The sequence below is a fragment of the Bacillus pretiosus genome (genome assembly GCF_051294775.1).
Classification (GTDB): Bacteria; Bacillota; Bacilli; order Bacillales; family Bacillaceae_G; genus Bacillus_A; species Bacillus_A wiedmannii.
This window is the reverse complement of record NZ_JBPPHF010000001.1, coordinates 1,589,731-1,612,162: the sequence shown is the minus strand read 5'-3', so window position 1 is coordinate 1,612,162 and position 22,432 is coordinate 1,589,731. Positions and strand designations below refer to the sequence as shown.

The 22,432-nt window shown below is 35.4% G+C and carries 19 protein-coding genes and 3 pseudogenes; 21 read left to right on the top strand and 1 reads right to left on the bottom strand.

Features of this window, described 5'->3' with window-relative positions:
* From ACSG5Z_RS08080 to ACSG5Z_RS07980, 21 genes and pseudogenes are all read left to right on the top strand, one after another.
* On the top strand, positions 1-1,058 hold a 1,058-nt coding region (locus ACSG5Z_RS08080; RefSeq protein WP_435711244.1), incomplete at its 5' end, for a serine hydrolase domain-containing protein.
* 908 nt (positions 1,059-1,966) lie between these two features.
* On the top strand, positions 1,967-3,133 hold the full coding sequence (locus tag ACSG5Z_RS08075; RefSeq protein ID WP_435711243.1) for a serine hydrolase domain-containing protein: 1,167 nt from the start codon (positions 1,967-1,969) through the stop codon (positions 3,131-3,133).
* A gap of 93 nt (positions 3,134-3,226) precedes the next feature.
* Positions 3,227-5,311 carry a serine hydrolase domain-containing protein gene (locus ACSG5Z_RS08070; protein WP_435711242.1) on the top strand — a complete coding sequence of 695 codons (2,085 nt, stop codon included), beginning with the start codon at positions 3,227-3,229 and terminating at the stop codon, positions 5,309-5,311.
* Positions 5,312-5,527: 216 nt separating this feature from the next.
* A pseudogene (locus tag ACSG5Z_RS08065) lies at positions 5,528-5,710 on the top strand (S-layer homology domain-containing protein); the annotation flags it as partial.
* 945 nt (positions 5,711-6,655) lie between these two features.
* Positions 6,656-7,276, top strand: coding sequence for a DsbA family protein (locus ACSG5Z_RS08060; RefSeq protein WP_137015114.1), 621 nt, complete (start codon positions 6,656-6,658; stop codon positions 7,274-7,276).
* Between the two features lie 292 nt (positions 7,277-7,568).
* On the top strand, positions 7,569-8,390 hold the full coding sequence (locus tag ACSG5Z_RS08055) for an MBL fold metallo-hydrolase (protein WP_137015116.1): 822 nt from the start codon (positions 7,569-7,571) through the stop codon (positions 8,388-8,390).
* A gap of 4 nt (positions 8,391-8,394) precedes the next feature.
* A complete protein-coding gene (locus ACSG5Z_RS08050) occupies positions 8,395-8,787 on the top strand; it encodes a nuclear transport factor 2 family protein (protein WP_060486500.1) in 393 nt (130 codons plus the stop codon).
* 144 nt (positions 8,788-8,931) lie between these two features.
* On the top strand, positions 8,932-9,456 hold the full coding sequence (locus tag ACSG5Z_RS08045; RefSeq protein WP_087984491.1) for a nuclear transport factor 2 family protein: 525 nt from the start codon (positions 8,932-8,934) through the stop codon (positions 9,454-9,456).
* Between the two features lie 373 nt (positions 9,457-9,829).
* A complete protein-coding gene (gene arsR, locus ACSG5Z_RS08040) occupies positions 9,830-10,135 on the top strand; it encodes an arsenical resistance operon transcriptional regulator ArsR (RefSeq protein WP_025708626.1) in 306 nt (101 codons plus the stop codon).
* 60 nt (positions 10,136-10,195) lie between these two features.
* Positions 10,196-10,633, top strand: coding sequence for an ArsI/CadI family heavy metal resistance metalloenzyme (locus tag ACSG5Z_RS08035; protein ID WP_087984492.1), 438 nt, complete (start codon positions 10,196-10,198; stop codon positions 10,631-10,633).
* Positions 10,634-10,651: 18 nt separating this feature from the next.
* Complete coding sequence (gene arsB / locus ACSG5Z_RS08030; protein WP_435711241.1) at positions 10,652-11,692, top strand: ACR3 family arsenite efflux transporter; 1,041 nt, start codon at positions 10,652-10,654, stop codon at positions 11,690-11,692.
* Positions 11,693-11,717: 25 nt separating this feature from the next.
* Complete coding sequence (gene arsC, locus ACSG5Z_RS08025; protein ID WP_435711240.1) at positions 11,718-12,122, top strand: arsenate reductase (thioredoxin); 405 nt, start codon at positions 11,718-11,720, stop codon at positions 12,120-12,122.
* A gap of 149 nt (positions 12,123-12,271) precedes the next feature.
* Positions 12,272-13,103: pseudogene (locus ACSG5Z_RS08020) on the top strand (GNAT family N-acetyltransferase).
* A gap of 56 nt (positions 13,104-13,159) precedes the next feature.
* Positions 13,160-14,143: a phosphotransferase enzyme family protein gene (locus tag ACSG5Z_RS08015; RefSeq protein WP_435711239.1), complete on the top strand. Its 984-nt coding sequence runs from the start codon at positions 13,160-13,162 to the stop codon at positions 14,141-14,143.
* A gap of 55 nt (positions 14,144-14,198) precedes the next feature.
* Positions 14,199-14,798, top strand: a complete 600-nt coding sequence (locus ACSG5Z_RS08010; RefSeq protein ID WP_435711238.1) for a DJ-1/PfpI family protein — start codon at positions 14,199-14,201, stop codon at positions 14,796-14,798.
* Between the two features lie 302 nt (positions 14,799-15,100).
* Positions 15,101-16,096, top strand: a complete 996-nt coding sequence (locus ACSG5Z_RS08005) for a CgeB family protein (RefSeq protein WP_435711237.1) — start codon at positions 15,101-15,103, stop codon at positions 16,094-16,096.
* Between the two features lie 11 nt (positions 16,097-16,107).
* Positions 16,108-16,425 (top strand): annotated as a pseudogene (locus ACSG5Z_RS08000) (alpha/beta hydrolase); the annotation flags it as partial.
* A gap of 820 nt (positions 16,426-17,245) precedes the next feature.
* Entirely contained in the window at positions 17,246-18,376 is a 1,131-nt protein-coding gene (locus ACSG5Z_RS07995) for an RNA-guided endonuclease InsQ/TnpB family protein (RefSeq protein WP_435711236.1), read from the top strand.
* 157 nt (positions 18,377-18,533) lie between these two features.
* Positions 18,534-19,445, top strand: coding sequence for a 1,4-dihydroxy-2-naphthoate polyprenyltransferase (gene menA, locus ACSG5Z_RS07990; RefSeq protein ID WP_435711235.1), 912 nt, complete (start codon positions 18,534-18,536; stop codon positions 19,443-19,445).
* Positions 19,446-19,829: 384 nt separating this feature from the next.
* A complete protein-coding gene (locus tag ACSG5Z_RS07985) occupies positions 19,830-20,240 on the top strand; it encodes a DUF1878 family protein (protein WP_197227686.1) in 411 nt (136 codons plus the stop codon).
* Between the two features lie 148 nt (positions 20,241-20,388).
* Positions 20,389-21,819, top strand: coding sequence for an IS4 family transposase (locus ACSG5Z_RS07980; protein WP_088610502.1), 1,431 nt, complete (start codon positions 20,389-20,391; stop codon positions 21,817-21,819).
* Positions 21,820-22,185: 366 nt separating this feature from the next.
* On the opposite strand, the gene ACSG5Z_RS07975 is transcribed toward ACSG5Z_RS07980, so the two are convergent.
* Positions 22,186-22,386 carry a DUF1657 domain-containing protein gene (locus ACSG5Z_RS07975; RefSeq protein WP_000218933.1) on the bottom strand — a complete coding sequence of 67 codons (201 nt, stop codon included), beginning with the start codon at positions 22,384-22,386 and terminating at the stop codon, positions 22,186-22,188.
* Between the last annotated feature and the right edge of the window lie 46 nt (positions 22,387-22,432).

The following is a 22,432-nucleotide window of genomic DNA, read 5'->3' as shown; positions in this document are numbered from 1 at the left end:
TATCTAGTTCGTTACAAACAAATACTCAACGAGATCGTACTTCCGTCAAGCAAGCAATGCGGGATACATTGCAACTTGGATACCCGGGGATACTTGCTAAAACTTCTGAGGGTGGAAAAACGTGGGGTTATGCCGCTGGGATAGCGGATCTGAGAACCAAGAAACCAATGAAAACAGATTTTCGCTTTCGCATTGGCAGTGTGACGAAGACGTTCACCGCAACAGTTGTACTTCAATTAGCTGGAGAGAACCGCCTGAATCTAGACGACTCCATCGAAAAATGGTTGCCTGGTGTCATTCAAGGAAATGGATATGATGGTAACAAGATTACTATCCGGCATATATTGAACCATACAAGTGGTATCGCTGAATACTCAAGGTCAAAAGACGCTGATTTTACGGATACAAAAAAATCGTATACGGCTAAAGAGTTAGTGAAGATGGGGATTTCTTTGCCCCCAGACTTTGACCCAGGAGAGGGCTGGTCTTATTCAAACACAGGATACGTATTACTGGGTATTCTTATTGAAAAAGTAACCAGAAACAGCTATGCGGAAGAGATTGAAAATCGGATTATTGAACCACTTGAATTGTCGAATACATTCCTACCTGGCAATTCAAGCGTTATTCCAGGCACTAACCATGCCCGTGGATATGACCAACCAGACGGAGCAAGTGAGCTAAAAGACGTTACTTATTATAACCCAAGCGCAGGTAGCTCTGCTGGAGATATGATTTCTACTGCTGACGACTTAAACAAATTCTTCTCTTACTTGCTCGGTGGTAAATTACTGAAAGAACAACAACTAAAACAAATGCTTACTACAGTTCCTACAGGAAGAGAAGGAATCGATGGATATGGTCTTGGAATCTATGAAACTAAGCTTCCAAGCGGTGTCTCGATATGGGGACACACAGGTGGCATTCTAGGGTTTACTACTCTTGTTGGAGGTACACTTGGAGGCAAGCATACGTTGGTTGTCAATTGGAATAGTTTGGGTAGAACTGACAGTCCTAATCCTTTTAAAAATATTTTACTTGCTGAATTTAGCAAGTAGGAAAAAAGGAAAAATTTACTGTAGTTTTCATAGTTAAAAATATACTTTTCGGGTTCAAAAGCCCCACCTTATTTTCGAGAAAAATTTGGGGCTTTTTTTGTTTTGGTGGCGTTTATTCTCCTTAAGTTGATGGATGTGGGGTAGCACCACATTACTATCAAGCTAAGGTTTTAATATATCTCCTAAATGAACATTTTCTTTTTCTACAGGTAGTTACTTTGAGAAGGTAGCTTATTTTTTCGTTTTGAGGGCGTTTATTTTTCTTAAGCTGATGGATATGGAGTATCCGCCCTAAGTTAAATAAATTTTGACTTAAAAACAAGTGATTTTAACAACGTTAGGAGTGTTTCATGCAGCACAATGTCATTTGTGTTGTATTGCATGAAAAAAATTACATTAGAAAAGAGCCAGAATTCATCCTGTTAAGGGGAAATCGACTCTTAATATTTAAAAGGATGGTAAAAAGAAACACAGAAGTAAAAAAAACTGTGTTTCTTTTTGATTAATATATTTACTGAACTTTACGGCACAGATGCTCCTTCTATCCTATTATAAAAGCGATTTTGAAAGTAAGTAATTTGTAAGAAATGGGTAAGAAAAAAGAAATTTTCATTGTGTATGATAAAAATATAAAGAAGCGTGAAAGGCGGAACAGATATGATTTATATATGAAAAACAGACCAGTAACAAGACTGTTTCAAGGAAAAGAAGTAATTTATGTGGTTAACATATATGTGGAAAAAGAGGGATTTACCCAGGACAGAATGGCGTTTGTAAAAATAATAAATATGAAGATGATTACGAATTCAATGTTGACCTTTTTTCATTGGTGGAGATGGTAGCTGTGTGGTTAATACGAAATAGCAAGAAACCACCTATACAATATGAATAGAGGAGAGGGATGCCCTATGAAAACATGTAGTCAAATTACATGTGCAAGTCTGGCCATTTTAATAGCTGGAAGTTCTCTGTTATACACAACGCCAACCTTAATTGTAAAAGCAGAACCTACTCAAAGTGTATCTAGTTCGGTACAAACAAGTACTCAACGAGATCGTAATTCTGTCAAGCAAGCAGTGCGGGATACATTGCAACTTGGATTCCCGGGGATACTTGCTAAAACTTCTGAGGGTGGAAAAACATGGAGTTATGCCGCTGGGGTAGCGAATCTGAGCAGCAAGAAACCAATGAAAACAGATTTTCGCTTTCGCATTGGTAGCGTGACGAAGACGTTCACGGCAACAGTTGTACTTCAATTAGCCGAAGAGAACCGCTTGAATCTAGACGACTCTATTGAAAAATGGTTGCCTGGTGTCATTCAAGGAAACGGATATGATGATAAACAGATTACTATCCGGCAAGTATTGAACCACACAAGTGGTATCGCTGAATACACAAGGTCAAAAAGTTTTAATCTTATGGATACAAAAAAATCGTATAGGGCTGAAGAATTAGTAAAGATGGGGATTTCGATGCCCCCAGATTTTGCTCCAGGAAAGAGCTGGTCTTATTCAAATACAGGATACGTATTACTAGGGATCCTTATTGAAACAGTAACCGGGAACAGCTATGCGGAAGAGATTGAAAATCGGATTATTGAACCGCTTGAATTATCGAATACATTCTTACCTGGCAATTCAAGCGTGATTCCAGGAACCAAGCATGCCCGTGGATATATCCAACTAGACGGAGCAAGTGAGCCAAAAGATGTTACGTATTATAACCCAAGTATGGGGAGCTCGGCTGGAGATATGATTTCTACTGCTGATGATTTAAACAAATTCTTCTCTTACTTACTTGGAGGTAAATTAATAAAAGAACAGCAACTAAAACAAATGCTTACTACAGTTCCAACAGGAGAAGCTGCACTTGGCAGATATGGTCTTGGAATCTATGAAACTAAGCTTCCAAACGGTGTCTCAATATGGGGACACGGAGGTAGCATTCCAGGGTTTGTTACTTTTGCTGGAGGTACACTTGGAGGCAAGCGTACATTAGCTGTCAATTTGAACAGCCTTAATGCTGATAGTCCTGATCCTTTTAAAAATATTTTACTTGCTGAATTTAGCAAGTAGGCCAAAAGGAAGAACGGATAAATTTTATCATATTTTCATAGTTAAACAAACAAATGATGAAATTGATCACTTATCTAAGGAGGCAATTCCCTCATGAAAAATAAACTAACTGGTGTATTAGCCGCTACATTAGCGCTAACTATGATTCTACCAACAGGGGCGAAAGCATTTTCTGATAGTAAGACTACAGTTGTATCTAACGTAGAAGTAGCTAGCCAAGAGCTGAAGAAGATTGCAGCAGAGAAGGCTGCGCTACTCACGAAGTCCCATGGGACGACTAGCGTGCAGTATGCGCTAATTGATAATGGCAAGCTTACTTTGTCGGGGCAGGCTGGAAAGAACGATATGGAAGGGGAACAGCCACTAACCAAAGATACTCTATACGGGATTGGTTCAGTCAGTAAAATGTATGCAACAGCGGCTGTAATGAAATTGGTCGACGAAGGAAAAGTCGATTTGGATGCTCCTGTGGTTAACTATGTTCCTGATTTTAAGATGAAAGATGGGCGGTACAAACGCATTACCCCGCGTATGTTGTTGAATCACTCCTCCGGCTTGCAAGGTTCCACGTTAAGTAATGCATTTTTATTTAACGATAATGATACCTATTCCCATGATTTCTTGTTGCAGCAATTGTCCAACCAGAGCCTGAAAGCAGACCCTGGCGCGTTCTCGGTATACTGCAACGATGGTTTTACGCTGGCCGAAATTTTGGTGGAAAGAGTCAGCGGTATGAGCTTTACCGAATTTCTACATCAACGGTTTACAGAACCCTTAAAGATGAATCATACAAAAACGCCGCAGGACAAATGGAGAGACGAAAAGCGGGCTGGACTTTATTTTCCGGCGTACCAAGGTCAGCTTCCAATTGAATCGGTGAATGTGATTGGTACGGGAGGGGTCTCTTCCACGGCAGAAGATATGGTACGATTCTCACAATTATTTATGGGACAGGGAAAAGGGATCCTCTCTGATAAGGTAGTCAAGGCGATGGAGCAAGAGGAATATAAAAAAGGAATGTGGCCGGGGGATGGAGATAATATTTTTAACTATGGTCTTGGCTGGGATAGTGTGAAACTATACCCATTCAGTGAATATGGGATAAAAGGCTTGGCTAAGGGCGGCGACACGGCACTGCAACATGCTATACTGGTCGTGCTTCCGGAACAGAAAATGGCAGCGGCTGTGTTGTCATCCGGTGGACGAAGCTCTACAAATCAACTGCTGGCAACTGAATTGCTGCTCGCCGTGCTTAAAGAGAAGGGGACAATTAAGAACATCAAGCCGAACAAATCTTTTGGCAAGCCGGTCAAGGTCAAGATGCCTCAAGACGTGGCAAAGAAAGCGGGCTTTTATGGCAATAGCGAAACTCATTTCAAAATTGAAATTACGAAGAATGGAGAACTGTTCTTACCATCTAATCGAGAAGAAAAATATGTATATACTATGGATGGAAGCTTTATTAATGAGAAGGGTACTTCTAAGCTCAACTTTGTCACCGAGAAGAATGGAAGAACTTATTTGAGAGAGAGCACATATAAATCGACACCAGACTTAGGGCAAGGTGCGATGACTCACTATTTAGCCGAGAAACTAGAAGACAATGTGCTATCGAAGAAAACCGCTGCCGCATGGGCGAAGCGGGAAGGTGTCAAGTTCTATCTCGTGAATGAGAAATTTAGTTCTATTGAATATCTCGTACAACCGAAACTTATTACCACACAAATTACTCGTAAGGAAGGCCTGACGGGCTATTGGGAGGGCAGAAAAATTACAAGTCCGAACACCGCGGCGCATCAGCTCCAGATCCCTGTGATGAATGGCCGTGATACGACGGAAACGCATTTCTATACAGAAGGCGGCAATGAATATATGGAAATGGCCGGGTTGTTATACGTAAGTGGAAACAACGTAAAACCACTTGATGCTAGCCAATCATCCAAAGTTACTCTGCAAGCAAATGGGCATGCTAAATGGTTTACGATTCCGCAAGCGGCAGCAGGAAAAAGGATGACCGTGACATTGCCATCGAAGGGTGCGTTCGCGGTGTATGATGAGAACGGAGTATGTGTCAACTTTACCATCGTGAGCGGCAATAACAAAGTAAAACTGCCGAAGAATGGAACGATTGTAATTGCTGGGGTACCGAACTCAGAATTTGCAATTACGTTGAACTAGCTACAATTCAAAATGGACTTCAACAAAACCAGTAAGACATAGGAACGTTGTTTTGCTGGTTTTGTTTGTATTTACGTATTATCTTTAAGAAGAGAATTTCAAAGAATAATATCACGCTCAAACTCTGCAAAAACAGCTATCAAACCAATTTAGGGCAATCATCATTTGCTCCATTAATCTTCTTGATGTAAATACGTTCGCAGCTGGTATTATGATGTACAAGCCCTATACGGTACAGGAATTATCCGAGGTGTTTCAGCTACTAAGTTTACGCCATATGGCACACTCACACGTCAACAGGCAGCACTTATGTTAGAACGAACTCTAGAATATCTAGGTGTAGAAAAAGAGTCAAATATAGGGCCCTACCACATCGCTATCAAGCTAAGAAAAGCATAAATCCCCAAATAGTAAAATTGAGATCCCCAGAGTAAAAATCATTGTTTTTGGGTAGCATAAAACCTTAGTATGTTAGCGATGTGATGCTAACCCAAATTTGAACCCTATTCCTCAATGAATCAAACAATTTAACATGGTAAAAGTATATTTGGATGAGAGTCCAATACTTACTATTGAAATTGTGATGGTTCACATTGAAAGAAGGCACTTTAGGGTGTCTTTTCTTTATGAAAAAAATTCCCGCACAATGTACAGGGATAAAAAATTATAAGTCATGGTGGGACAGTTCCTGTTTTAGTTAATCAGGTAGTTTCTATTAAAGGTAAAAACAAAATGTAATGCTTTGAAAAAAACTATGTACTAGAACTGGTACTCTGTCGGTAAGCCATGAAAGAGGTATTTATATTATTTGTTTTGTAAATTATCTTGAATTTGTTGTTCCATATTTACTAGTGATGTTTTTAGGGAATTACTAGGCTTTTTAACAAATTTAAGAACAAGAAGCCAGTTTTTAATAATAGAATTTTAAAAGCGTTAGGGTAGAAATTTATTGTTTTTGTTAAAAAAGAATTGACTTCTACTACAGTTGTAACTAATATGGTTACATAAGGTTGTAATTGAGTTAGTTACATCTTATGGATATTTAAAGTGAAAATAAGGTTTATATATTTAATTAAGGATGGTAGTCCACATGTTATCGCCCGGTGTAGGAAGTTACTAACATATTTAAATCAAGATATATTCCGAATTTTAGTATCTTCTATTTTGGAGCAATGATGTGCAGCGCTATCTTTTATTAGAAATCTTATCTAATCTTTTTGGGAAAGGTTAGTTTTGAAAAATATAGTAAGGTAACTCAAAAAAGAACAAGATATAAAAAGATGTACTTATATAAACCAGAAATTTAGCTGAGCTGGATAATAAAAATAAAGGTAGGAGATTTAAATGGAGACGAAACAAGATAACCTTATTTATGTATGGGACGCTTATTGTGGATGGTGCTATGGCTTTTCAGAAAGTATTAAAGGGTTTTACAAAAACCACACTGAAATGCCGTTAACCGTTTTATGTGGAGGTTTATTTTTAGATAATTTACCAATAAAAAATTTCTCATATATAGAAGAGGGGAATAAAAGAATTAATCAACTTACAGGTGCAGAATTTGGTCCTTCATATCAAAAATTGGTGGAAGAAGGGACTTTTAAAATGAATTCGAAAGATGCTGCAATTGGCTTTTCAGCTTTACGCTCATTAGCACCAGATCGTTTGTTAGAATTCACTGCGGCTATGCAAAAAGCGTTTTATTATGAGGGCCAAAGTCTGAGTGATCCTGAAACATATCGTAAGATTGCAATCGAGCATGGTTTGGACCCTGAACAAGTACTAGAACGTTTAAACGCTCAAGAAACAATAATAGATGTCCAAAACGATTTCAATAAAGTGCGACAGCTTGGTGTTAATAGTTATCCTTCATTACTTTTACAAAAGGATAATCAAATTATCCCTATTGGTGGTGGGGTAATGACGCCGGATAAAATTGAAGCGCGTTTTAAAAATTTATATTAATGAATTTTAAGTTACAGTATATAACATTTAACGTTTTAAAAAAGACTAGAATTGGATGGACTTAAACCTTTTTATAACAGTCGGTTTCAATTTATTTTTAAAAAGAGTCCAAATTTAATTTTACTATCAGCTATAGTAGCAAACATGTTAGCTTACGCCAACCGACATTCATCTCTCGCCTATTTGCTGGTGCTATCACACTTTCAGGTAAATTGAAGAGGGAGCTTCTGTCGGAACAAGATAAAAATATGTTAACTAGAAAATAACTTTAACAAAAGGAGAATAACATTCTATGTTTAAAACAATTGATACAAATCAAAAAGATGTGAAATTGACGGTGTTTAGTTCAGACGAAAAAAGTTTTATGGTCACTGCAACCTTAGTTGAGAAAGCGGGACATGCATTTTTAATAAACTCAAAATTTACTCAATCTGATTCGAAAGAAATTGTTGAGTATCTGAAAAAAAACGACTTATCTTTAGATAAAATCTTTATTATTCATGGGGATCCTGATTACTACTTTGGATTAGAAATTATTAAGGCTGCTTACCCAGAAGCTATAGCGTATGCTACAGAGTCTACTGTTGAACATATTGTTCATTCTGTCTTAGGTAAATTAAAAGTTTGGAAAGGTGCCCTAGGAGAAAACGCACCAAGCAACGTAGTATTACCTCAAGTGTTTAAAGAAAAAACAATTGATTTTCAGGGGTTAACATTTGAACTAGTAGGCTTAGATCATTACAGAACTAGCTTATTTAATAAAGAGCTAAAAGTATTAATTGGTGGTATTGATGTATTTAACGAAATACATGTATTCTTAGCGGATACTAGCTCAAAAGCGGCTATGGAGGCATGGATTGAGAACTTGAAAGGATTACAAGCATTAAATGCTGACATAATTGTACCTAGCCATGGATCAATTGAAAAATCCTTAGATAATCAAGCGATTATTGCAACTATGGATTACCTAAGAACTGCGGTTCAAGCTTCTGAGGAAAGTAAAACTTCAAAAGATTTTGTAGCGAAACTTGAAGCAGCATATCCAGACTATGCAAATAAAGGTGTATTAGAATTAAGTGCAAAAGTTGTAACAAAAGAAATGCCTTGGGGTTAATGCTATGAATAAATATCAAAAACTATTACATGAAACGTATGTGTTAACTGGCGAGGGGAAAATGGATGCTTTCAAAACGTATTTAAGTGAGAATGTATCTTGGACAGAAGCTGCTGGGTTTCCATATGCGGGCACTTATACAGGTCCTGATGCAGTAGTGAAAAATGTACATGAACGTCTTGGCACGGAATGGGATAACTATAACGCTAAAGATGAAATTTATGCTTTTAATAACAATACTGTTATCGTGTATGGAAAATATAGTGGAACATATAAAGTAACAGGGAAATCGTTCATAGCAGATTTCTGTCATCTTTATGAGTTTGATGAGAACGATAAGGTTAAGAAGTTTATTCAAATTGTGGACAGTGCAACTGTTAATGAGGTATTAAGTTAGAGTTATTAGTTTCTAACATGCCTTGTATAAGGGGGAGTGTAATTTCCTCACATTCCCCCTCACATTACATTTTTGGGAAGGTTTCTACTTCTCAAGCGTGTTATGGAAGATAACTTATTATACGATTAGAAGAGGTAGGCATAAATGAAATTAGAGAAAAATTTAATAGTAATAATTATTTCTGTGTTTATTTTAGGAATTGTGTCGACTTTGATATTTCAAGCTTCAACTGGTAATACCAAAGGTCACTCAATAAAGAGTGAGAATGTTGCATCGGTATCGAAAGAAGCGACAGAAAATGAAAAGAATAAAAAGATGGTAGTTGATTTCTATAATGAAGTTTTTAACAAACATGATATCGATATTATCCCTAAATATGTAAGTGAAGATTATAAGCAACATAATCCTTTTGTTGCTGACGGACGAAAAGCCTTCATGGATTTCTTTAAGGAGGACTTTGTTAAAAATCCTAATTCTTCTGCAGAGATTAAACGAGTAGTAGTAGAAGGAGATACAGTTGCTCTTCATGTACATTCTCGTACTAATTCTCAAGATAAGGGAGTTGCTATAGTCGATATATTTCGTATAAAGAATGGTAAGATTGTTGAACACTGGGATGTAATTCAAGAGATTCCAAATGAGGCAGCTAATGATAATACTATGTTTTAGACAGAAGGTATATTCAATTGTTTGTGATGTATAGAATCTAGAAATTATAAAATGAAGGGGATGTCCTAGGTATACTACTAGGACATATCTTTTTGTTTTAACGAGATTTAATATATTATCATTTGTAGAGTGCTTACTTCATATGTTTTCTGATAACTTACCCCTGAAACTGCACCATGTTAATATTAAATTATCGTATTAATTTGTAAGAAAGCTATTTTATATTGAGCAAGAAAAAGTATTCAAGTATAGATTTTGAAGAGGAATTTTTTTTGATAAATCAAAAAAAATTGATGAATTAGTTGCATATAGAACTCATCTGCGTATATACTATAAATATCAAAAAAAATTGATGAAGGGAGAGTGAACTACAGTGGCACAAGATTTTCAGCTCTATGAGAAAAAGTTTAAAGCGTTGGCGGATCAGAAGCGTCTAGAAATCATGTATGAACTTTGTCAGCGAGGCCAGACTTGTGTATGTGATTTAACAGAGGTTTTTGACATGACGCAATCTAAGTTGTCCTATCATTTAAAGATTTTATTAGATGCAGGTTTAATTGTAAAAGAAACAAAAGGCACGTGGAGTTATTATGATTTAAATGATGCGGAAGTAAATAATTTATTATCAGAAGAATTATGCTGTATCTTTAGAAAAACAGGCAAAGGTAGTTGCTGTTAAAATTTTGCACCATTAATCAAAAAAAATTGATTAATGAAATATAAAGAGGAGGAATTAGCTATGAGATATGTTCACGTTGGTATAAATGTTACGGATTTAGAGAAGTCTATTGAATTTTACGAAAAGGTATTTGGTGTTTCACCAGTTAAGGTGAAAGTGGATTATGCAAAATTTTTATTAGAGACGCCAGGACTTAACTTCACGCTGAACGTACGAGATGAAGTGAAGGGAAATCAGGTAAATCATTTCGGTTTCCAAGTGGATACAGCTGAAGAAATTACATTGCATAAAGAAAGATTAGAAAAAGAAGGGTTCTTTGCACGTGATGAGATGGATACGACTTGTTGCTATGCGGTTCAAGATAAGTTTTGGGTAACAGATCCTGATGGGAACGAGTGGGAATTCTTTTATACGAAAGCACATAGTGATGTTCATAAAATTGAAGAGCCTTCTTGTTGCACGACTTCTAACGTAGTAGAAAAAAATTCTTGTTGTTAATAGGAGATGGAAAATAAAATGAAACGTTTATCTTTTCTAGATCGATATTTAACGCTATGGATTTTTCTAGCTATGGCTGTTGGGATTGGTTTAGGGTTTGTGTTTCCTAGTATAGTAGACGGACTAAATACATTACAAGTTGGAACGACGTCTATTCCACTTGCTGTTGGTTTAATTGTCATGATGTATCCACCATTAGCGAAAGTTCGCTATGAGGAAATGGGCCGAGTATTTAAAGACGTAAAAGTATTGGTTTTATCTTTAGTACAAAACTGGATTATCGGACCTGTACTTATGTTTGTTTTAGCAATTATTTTTCTTCCTGATAAGCCAGAATACATGGTCGGGCTCATTATGATTGGTTTAGCACGCTGTATTGCAATGGTAATTGTTTGGAACGACCTTGCGGATGGGGATAAAGAGTATGCTGCAGGTTTAGTAGCTTTTAACTCAGTATTTCAAATGTTATTCTTCTCCGTTTATGCATACGTGTTTGTAACAGTCATTCCAGAATGGTTAGGGATTGAAGGGGCTATTGTTGATATTACAATGATAGAAGTAGCGAAATCCGTATTTATCTATTTGGGAATTCCTTTTATAGCAGGTATGTTAACACGTTTTGTACTCGTTAAGTTAAAAGGAAGAGAATGGTATGAAAAGGTGTTTATACCGAAGATTAGTCCACTTACATTACTTGCATTATTATTTACAATCATCATTATGTTCTCTTTAAAAGGGGAAATGATTGTTAGCGTACCATTAGATGTAGTAAGAATAGCAATTCCATTACTTATTTATTTTATTGTGATGTTTTTTGTTTCTTTCTTTATGGGAAGGAAAATTGGTGCAAACTATCCAGTGACTACAACGTTAGCATTTACAGCAGGTAGTAATAACTTTGAGTTAGCAATTGCTGTAGCAGTTGGTGTGTTTGGTATTCATTCAGGCGCAGCATTTGCAGCTGTTATCGGGCCGTTAGTTGAAGTACCTGTAATGATTGCCCTTGTAAACGTCGCTTTTTGGTTTAAGCGTAAATATTTTAATGATCAACCAGTATAATTTAAAAACAAAGGTGGAAAACAACATGGAAAACAAAAAGACAATTTATTTCTTATGCACAGGAAATTCATGCCGAAGCCAAATGGCAGAAGCATGGAGCAAACAATATGTAGGTGATAAGTGGAATGTATATTCTGCAGGAATTGAGGCACACGGAGTAAATCCAAATGCTATTAAAGCGATGAAAGAAGTAAATATTGATATAACGAATCAAACATCGGATATAATCGATTCAAATATTTTAAATAACGCTGATTTAGTTGTTACCCTTTGTAGTCATGCAGATTCTGTTTGTCCTTCCACACCTCCGCACGTTAATCGTGTTCACTGGGGATTTGACGATCCAGCAGGAAAAGAGTGGTCTGAATTTCAACGTGTTCGTGATGAAATTGGAGAACGTATAAAGCGATTTGCTGAAACAGGGGAGTAAATAAAGGAAAGAGCCAATCTTCTAACGTATAGGAGATTGGCTCTTTTTTATTATCTACTTCTTTGGTTTAAAACAATTATTAAAACGAATAAAGAATATTCTGTCATGGTGGTAAAGTTAGAATAGAGCAGTTTCAGGGGGGATAACATATGATTTCTGAATTAAACAAGACTGATTTTTATAAATGTAATAGTTTAGTAAATGAAAAAGGGCAATTGGAGGTAAAGGCTGTAATTGCAGGGGTGAATCCTGGTCGTATATTTGTAGATAACATCTATTCTCCTAATTCAGGACTTATTTGGTTAGGGAATAACGATGGCTTCTTTTTTATAGGAAGTGCAGAAAATCAAAAGTTTAATAATGAAATGAATAGTTTTATTGATAATGTGATAGAACCTGAGGCAAGAAAGGCTGGACTAAATTGCTTTGAAGCAATCGGTAATCATTTAAAGTGGAATAAAGCAATCGAAAAAATATTTCAACATCGTAATTTAAAGAGTTGGAATCAAAGAGTGTATACGCTAAAAGAAGAGAATTATGAGGGTAATCGTGAACCTAAAATTGAACAAGGATATACAGTACTAAAAATGAGTAAAGCTCTCTATGAAAATAAAGGGCACGTATTGAAGAATATTGAATTTTTTACAATCAAAAATTTTAGAGTTTTGGTCCTCACCTGATGGATTTTTTAATGAGGGAATTGGTTATTGTATAGTTTTTGACAACATGATTGTAAGTGTATGTTTTTCAGGGTTCGTTTTTGAAAATATACACTGTATAGATATTGAAACGATAGAAGGTCACCAAGGTAGAAAATTAGCTCAAAGGATAGCTCATAGTTTCGTAAAAGAGTGTTTGGAGAATAATATTATTCCATATTGGGACTGCATGGATTTGAACAAGCCTTCTGTCGCGGTTGTAGAAAATGTAGGTTTTTCAAATGTGTTTAATTATGTAGGATATTATTTTCCTTTTGAGTGAATTAAGTGTATGTTACAAACCTATCATCGAGGGTTTTCACATGAAAGGAAAAAATGATGAAACACATAATAAAAGACATATTAATAAATTATTTTAAAGAAATCCATACATTAGTAGTGGAAGAAGAATTACATAAGAACAGTTGGAATACCGATTTGCATTATAAAATCGTCGTAAATGGAGACCAGTATTCCGCACGGTTTATAAATCGTGCTCGAACAATCAATCCGGCCTTTGGGACGTTATCAAATGAACAATTGAAAGAGCAAGTACGGTTTACGTATTATTTACGTGAGCATGGAATTCCATTTATGCAGATTAAGGAGAATAGGGCGGGAGAGTCCTTTACATTAGTCACTTGGAATGAGGAACAGTACCGGTTTGTATTGTCTACTTGGATGGAAGGGGAACATGTCACTTATTGTACAGAAACGATGGTAGAAGTCTTTGGAAAGGAAGCAAGAAAGATACATGATATTTCTAGTACGTTTCAAAGCCCGATTTTTCAAAAGAAATCACATTTAGATGGATATGGTGAGTTTATAAAGCTATTAGAAAATAAGGGTGGTACATGTAAGGAATTAAGAGGGTATATAGATCTCGCTAAGTATCATATAGAAAGCGCACATACGAATGATCTAGAGTATATTGTACAAACTGATTTAAATCCTTTAAATGTCATATGGGATTCAAATCAATGTGTAAAAGGGATTGTAGATTTTGAATCGATTGGATATGTAGATCGTATTGAAGGTTTAGCCTTTTTAATAAAATGGTATTCCCGGACAGAAGGAATAGAGTCGCATGAAGTATGTTCGAAAGTTGCTAGAGCATTTTTAGAAGGGTATAAGGCCCATAATATTTTAACATCAAATGATTATAAAAGGCTTTCTTCATTATTATGGTTATCCGGTAGTTTAAATTGGAACTTTGTGAAGAAAACGCTACTTGTAATAAGTGATGAGAGGGAATTGGAAAAACATTTGGAAGTTTATAGAGTGAGAGGAGAAAGACAATCTTCATTGTTAATTTGTATATAACATTTATTCTCTTAATTTTGGATGCGAAAAAGAAAGCATATGAGGTGTTCAAAAAATGAAAATACAAATTGTATTGTTTGACGGTTTCGGAGAACTTGTCTCCTTTGCACCTTTTGAAGTACTAAAAAGAGCGATAGAAGAAGGGGCTCCATTTACGGTTGAACTCGTATCAAGTGAACGAAAACAAGAAGTTACTACTTCGTTCGGAGTTACGATTAAACTACATGATTTTTTACGAATGGATAATCGTCCAGATTTATTAATTGTGCCTGGTGGTGGCTGGAATCATAAAGCTGAACATGGGGCGCGAAAGGAAGCTGAGCTTGGTACTTTGACTAAAATAATTAGAGAGATGCATAATGAAGGAACGATCGTTGCGGGAGTTTGTACTGGAGGTATGTTACTAGCTGCATCCGGTATATTGAATGATAAAAAGGCGACAATGCATCATTTGGCGCAGAATGAAATGAGTGAATATGGAGCAGGATTGCTTCCTTACAGAATTGTGGATCAAGGGAATGTTATTACCGCAAGAGGAGTTACTTCAGGAGTTGATTTAGGACTTTGGATCACGGAAAGATTCGCAAGTCCTAAAATCGCAGCTGCTGTTGAATATAGAATGGAATATGAGCGGCGAGGTGTTGTTTGGAAGTAATTTGACCGTAATCATAGCTTTTTTGCCGTATAGCGTATTAGATATTGTAAAAGAGAAAGAGCCAACTAGTACGAGCAGGCTCTTTTTTTGTATTCATTTTCTATGTTTAATAATTGGGCTGAATATAACCTAATTTTAATCCCTTCGTAACAGCTTCCAAAATCTCATTAGTCTGTAAAATGAGGGGAAGTGCAACATAATGGACATAAACGTTGCTTATACATGTAAAGTAAGATGTCATAAAATGAATAAAGACTGCTAATTTTCGTGCACTTTGATTATGTAGAAATAGGGGGGATGACATGAAAGACAATACGCCTAAGAAAATTTTATTTATTCAATCAGGAATTCCTTTTTATTACCCAATGATCGAAGCAGCAATTTTGAATAGTTTACAAAAGGTAAACAGTAATACAATTATGGTGAACCCAGAACGAGCGATAGAAACCGCATTAAAAATGAAACCGGATTTTATTTTGGTACTCGGTGGTTTAAACGAGGGTATTATTAGTGTCATGCCAGTAATAAAGAGTGCAGGTTTTACTACTGGACTTTGGCTGACAGATGATCCTTATTATACGGATGTAACACAAAATCTTGTTCCGTATTATGATTACATATTTACGCAAGATTTAAATTGTATCAAGTTTTATAGAGCGTTAGGATGTAAGAATGTGTTTCATCTTCCGTTAGCGGCGCATCAAGATGTGTTTAAACCTTCTTATAAAGGGGATACATATAAGTATGATCTTAGTTTTATAGGCACAGCATTTGAAAATAGACTTACCTTTATTGATTCTATTTCAGAGTATTTAGCAGAAAAAAATATAAAAATTGTGGGGTTCGGTTGGGAGAAGTTAAAGAATTATGAAAGATTAAAGGATAAAATACATGTCTTGCCACTTGCGAAGTATGAGGATGCATTGCAATATTACGTAGCTACTAAAATTAATATAAATTTACACCGTTCACCAAATGATAAAGAATTGAATTGTAATGCCGCAAACATCCAAGCGTATTCAGTAAATAATAGGACTTTTGAAATTAATGCTGTAGGTTCTTTTCAATTAACTGATATACGACCAGATGTAGCAAAGCATTACATACCAGGTGTTGAAATAGAAACTTTTAATAGTGCACGGGAGTTTATACAAAAAGCGGAGTATTATTTGGAACATGTACAAGAAAGAAAACAAATAGCGAAAAATGGACTGGATAAAACTTTGAAAAATCACACTTACGATAGACGTATAGTACAATTATTAAACTATATTAATTTCATAGGCGTGAAGATGTAGTCTAACCATAAATAGAACGTGCGGTTTATGACTTAATGCGAGAAGAAGATAATAAAGTGAAATGGCATGCTACTGGCGATACCGCTAGAAGTGTAATTAAGTTTCAATATACGGTGTATAAAACGTTGAAATCGCATGAAATTAAAAATGATATTTTATTATTGTATTGTGATCTCCCACATAATTATTTAGAAATAAGGGAATTGCAAATTGCAGAATTTAGGAAGCATATTGATATTACGACTAAGCTCTATAGAGATACAGGGCACTTAATGCATTGGGATAGACCGGAAGAGATTGCTGAGGATGTTTTACATTGGTTCATATAAAGAAGGTCCGTTGTTCGCATTTGAGCAACGGATTTTCTTTTGAAAAACTGAATTCAAGAGTGATAGAGGGATAAGCAAGAGCATTACAGTTCTATTACCAATTCATTTTTTGATATAATAGATGTGAAGCAGGAAATAGATAGAAAGATACTGCTAGTAATTTATACTTAAATGTAGGGTAACTAACTGTTACGATTTATTTAACCAGTTATAACGAAAGTTAATTAAATATATCAGTAAGCCCTGCTAGTCAAGTGATTGGCTAGTAGTGAGGGTTAACTGCGGGCAATCCCTAAAGCTGATTGAACTACAACGTGGCTAGAAATAGCGAGCGTGAATGTTGCGAAAGCAGAAAAAATCAATCAGATCGTGCACGGTTAAATCCTAAACACTAGAATAATGGGTCTTCCGCCTCGAATCATCTAAGTCAAAATGGATAAGATGAACGTTCAACGACTATCTCGTATAACTGACGAGAGTACATCACAAGCCTATGGTGATGGAAAAATCCTCTATCTCTAAAGAGATAAACATATAGTCTGCGCTCATGTGAAAATATGAGAAGTTCATAAGAGAACTGGCTAAGGAATTGCGCCCTTAGTTGAACGAGATAAATTTAATTAAATCTATCAAATCCCATTGAAGCTACCGAACCTATGCATTGTGGTAAATTCAATGGGGTGAGAATATTAATGAAATTTTCACGAGTTAGTCAAGTATCGGAATTAACAGGTTTGCATCCGAGTAGTCTCAGGAGAATGCTGGTGGAACACGCTACTATTCAGAAGAACAAATCTTTCATTAAAGGAGTTACATTCTGATGATATTGGCGAAGAAAGTCAGACTGATTCCAACGCCTGAACAAGAAAAAGTGCTTAGAAACCATGCTGGTGCTGCAAGATTTGCTTATAACTATTGTAAAAGAATGAGTGATAGATACTATAAGCTATTTGGAAAATCTGTTTCACAGTTAGCTTTACAGAAACGATTTACAAAGATCAAGAAGCGAAAGAAATATGAGTGGTTAAAAGACATCAATGCACAAGTTCCTAAACAGGCTTCAAAAGATTTTGATACGGCGAGAAAAAATTCGTTCAAAAAGTACAAAAATGGTTATCACACTTCTTATAAATCCAAAAAAGATGTAATCCAAGGATTTTATGCCAATTATGAAAGACTGATTATAGGAAAGAAAGTAGTTCATATTCAGTCTATTGGGGAAGTGAAAACAAGCCAACAACTACCAAGAAACAAAAAACCATCCAATCCAAGAGTTACATTTGACGGTCGTCACTGGTGGATTAGTGTAGGATTCCAAGAAGACTTTGAATTACAAGCACTAACCAATGAGTCGATTGGTGTGGATGTTGGTTTAAAAGAGCTGTTTGTAGCTTCTAATGGTATGAAAGAACGAAATATAAACAAAGATGCCGAGGTTAAAAAACTTTTGAAAAGGAAAAAGTCAGCACAAAGAGATATGTCTAGGAGATTTAAAAAAGGTGTAAAAATTCAATCTGCCGGATATGAAAGAGCTAAAACTGAGCACCTGCGGTTATCTAGGAAAATTACGAATATCCGAAATAACCATATTCATCAAGCAACAGCTAAATTGGTGAAAACCAAACCAATGAGGATTGTTGTGGAAGATTTATCTATCTCAAACCTGTTAAAAAACAAAAAACTATCGAAAGCATTTTCATTTCAAAAATTACACTTCTTCTTTCAATGTTTATCATACAAGTGCGAGAAATATGGCATTGCGTATGTAAAAGCTGATAAATGGTTCGCCTCAAGCAAGATTTGTTCATGTTGCGGAGTAAAATACGACCATTCAGTTCAACCAGAAGGACAGTGGAGTTTAAAAATACGTGAGTGGTGTTGTGCTTCATGCAATAGCCATCACGATAGGGATGTAAATGCGTCGATAAATTTATCAAGATGGGTAAAATAAATGCTTGATAATGGAGGTAACGATACTGCCTCGTGTGGAGTGTTATACCCCTCGTCCCTTCGGGGGTGCGAGAACACGATGAAGCACTAACTTGTGTAAATTTGATTGAATTGTATAGATTTAGTTAAGTTTATCGTATCGGAGATTGAACAGAGTTATGGGGACAGAAAAAGAAATTAGTTCCGCTAAATTAATATGGAAGATGACGCGCCCGCATACATTAACGGCGACATTTTCGCCTGTAATTTTAGGGACAGTGGCATCACTTTATGTTGCCGAAATTCATTGGCTTTTATTTATTGCGATGATGGTTGCGTGTTTAGCATTGCAAATCGCAACGAACTTATTTAATGAGTACTATGATTTTAAACGTGGATTAGATACCGCTGATTCTGTTGGCATCGGTGGTGGAATTGTCCGTCACGGATTGAAACCAAAAAATGTGTTAACAGTTGCGCTTTTATTGTATGTAGTAGCAGCAATTATTGGAGTTTATATTTGTATGAATAGCAGCTGGTGGTTAGTCGTTATTGGTTTAATTGGGATGGCGGTTGGCTACGTATATACAGGTGGTCCATTACCAATTGCGTACACTCCATTTGGAGAATTAGTTTCTGGATTGTTAATGGGGACATGTTTTGTACTCATTGCTTTCTTTATTCAAACGAATACGATAACGATTGAAAGTGTATTGATTTCCATTCCAATTGGAATTTTAGTCGGTGCAATCAACATGTCGAATAACATCCGAGATATCGAAGAAGATATTAAAGGTGGAAGAAAGACATTAGTAATCCTCCTTGGGAGAGAAAAAGCAATAGTAACACTAGCTGTAGCCTTTTTCATTGCTTATTTATGGATCGCCGTAATTGTATTGATGGGTTATATAAGCCCTTGGGCATTAGTTATGTTCCTAGGTTTGAGAAAGCCAATTTCTGCCATTCAAAGTTTCCAAAAAGGAGCAAAGGATCCCGGGTATATGCGCATCGCAATGAAATCAACAGCGATGACAAATACGATTTTTGGCTTTTTATTATCGGCAGGATTATTAATCAGTTACTTGTTTTAAATAAAAAATATTATTACGTGACTAAACCCCAATTTCTCAATTTTAATATAGAGAAATTGGGGTTTTATTTTTATAGCGTGTATTTTCCCTTTTAATCAAAAGCAAACTTTAAAAACAAATAAAAATATCAAGCATGTGAGCATCAAGAAAAGAAGTGCATGGAATATACATCTTTAGCTTGATGGGTATGTGGCGGTACCCCATCGCTATCAAGCTAATAGTTTTAATTACCCCCATAACGAAAATTTTACGCATCGTTAACTATTGATAATGATAGGTTATGTTAATAAAAACTGTATGGGTGATATATCATAATTATTTGTATTTTAAGTTATAAATTGTTATGATAAACTGGTTAATTTAGGGAAATAAAGGAGGGGAAATATGGATTTAATCAAAGAAGTGACTTTATTAAGATATCAATTTAGACTTATGCAAAGTATGATTCAGTCAGATGAATTCCCATTTTATAGATTTGTTATAGATCATGAATTTGAAGAAGAACAAGTAAATGTCTTAAGAAAAATTTTAATTGCATTTAATGATCGATTAAATAGAGAAGAAGTTTCGATTTTTGCCCAAAACGATCATTTATTTTCTAAATTTAAGCTTCCTTTAGATATGCTATACAACACAGAAAAGCCTAATTTAGATGAATTTAAACTATATATCACTAAGATTTTTTATCAAGAATTTGAATTAAAGTACTTATTATTAAGTTTAAAAAAACAATGTATTTTTGTGAATGTCTGTGATTATCTTTTAGAGCAATTAAAAATGAGTAATAATGTTTGATCATATAGATATATAAAGGTAGCATAAATAATTATTAAACGGCTATTTGGTACCGCTACATCGCTATAAAACTAAGGTTTTACACTATCCATAAAGCAAAAAAGGCGTTATCCTTTCTGTAGAATTATAGGAAAGGATGGCGTTTTTTATGTCTGTTTCTGTGTCTGATGAATTACAACTATTTGCTCAAGAGATTCAAAGTTTTTTATCTCCAAATACCTTACGGGATCTTGCTAAAGATGTTGGTTTTGTACAACGAACTAGTAAATACCAAGCAAAAGATTTAGTCGCTTTATGTATATGGATGAGTCAAAATATCGCTACAACCTCTTTAGCTCAGTTATCTAGCTGTTTAGAAGCATCCACAGAAGTACTCATCAGTCCAGAAGGACTGAATCAACGGTTTAATACATCAGCTGTTCAGTTTTTACAACATATATTGACTAACCTTCTAAATAAAAAATTAACTTCATCTATGCCACTTTCTTCTCCATACACCTCTGTTTTCAAGCGTATTCGCATTTTAGATTCCACTGCATTTCAGCTTCCAGATATATTTTCAACCATTTATCCTGGGGCTGGAGGATGTAGCCATACTGCTGGGATGAAAATTCAACTTGAATATGACCTATTAAGCGGACAATTCCTACATATCCATACAGGTCCAGGAAAACAACATGATCGAACCTATGGTTCTCTGTGTGTTCCAACTGTAACACCAAATGATTTATGTATCCGTGATTTAGGGTATTTTCATTTAAAAGATCTTCAACATATACAAGATAAAAAGGCTTACTATATCTCTCGTATTAAATCCAATACACGTATTTATCAAAAAAATCTCACACCTGATTATTTTCAGGATGGAAGAATCAAGAAAGGTACAGAGTATATACAGATAGATATGGAGGTATTAATGAAATCTCTTCAACCAGGGCAAACCTATGAAATATCCGATGCTTATGTAGGAATGACTGATAAAGTACCAACTCGTGTGATTGTTCATCGACTTACAGATGAACAACAACAAAAACGATTGCAAGATCAAGCTGTAAGAGAGAAAAAGAAAGGAATAAAGTATTCCCCTCGTAGTAAACGTCTCAGTGGTATCAATGTATATATGACAAATACCCCTACAGATACTGTCCCGATGGGACAAGTACATGATTGGTACTCTTTACGTTGGCAAATCGAGATTTTATTTAAAACATGGAAATCATTCTTTCAAATTCACCATTGTAAAAAGATAAAACGAGAAAGATTAGAATGCCATTTGTATGGGCAACTGATCGCCATTCTCCTCTGTTCTTCTACTATGTTTCAAATGCGTCAATTACTTCTTATGAAAAAGAAACGAGAGCTGAGTGAATATAAGGCCATATATATGATTAGAGATTATTTTTTTCTTATTTATCAAGCCATACAGAAAGACACCCAAGAATTATCAAAGATTCTCATTCGCCTGTTCAACCTCCTACAGCAAAATGGGCGAAAATCTCACAGATATGAGAAGAAAACAGTCTTTGATATATTAGGTGTCGTTTATAATTATACCATTTCTGAAGATCAAGCGGCCTAATTCAAAAAATGAAACCCGATAGGGTTTATTTCGCATGCAAACCTTTAAATTCTCTAAGCCTGGCTTTTAGAAAAAAGAAATAATCTCTACTATACTTGACATTGTATAATCTTAGCTTGATAGCGATGTGGCGGTACCCCTATGCCAATCAAGCTAATATTTTGAAATGCCCAAAAACGAAAATTTTATCTTTTCATAGGTGTCCATGAGAGTTGAATTCATTTTTTCATTTTGGGGTAATTTTGAATGCTTAAATTGATGGCAATATGGTGAGACCCTTTAATCGTAATTAGCATTATGATAATCGTTATTTAAGCTGGGCACTCTTCCATGGGGACGATATTCTATGTGAAAGGTATTATGTTATTACTTGTACTGAGGCTCTTCATGTTCAATTTGTTGAAGACGAGGATTTAAAGATTCAATAATTTCTTGAGTTTGTTGTGCTGCACCTTTATATAATTGTTTTGCTTGCTTGTTATCAGTATCAAGAACAAATCCTTCTAGGCATGCTTGAGCACTCTTTAATCCAGCGATAGTTTGTTTAAGTTTAGTACTTACTGTCATGTAGTATTCCTCCTTGTAAATGTACTTCAAAATATAGAGTGCCTAT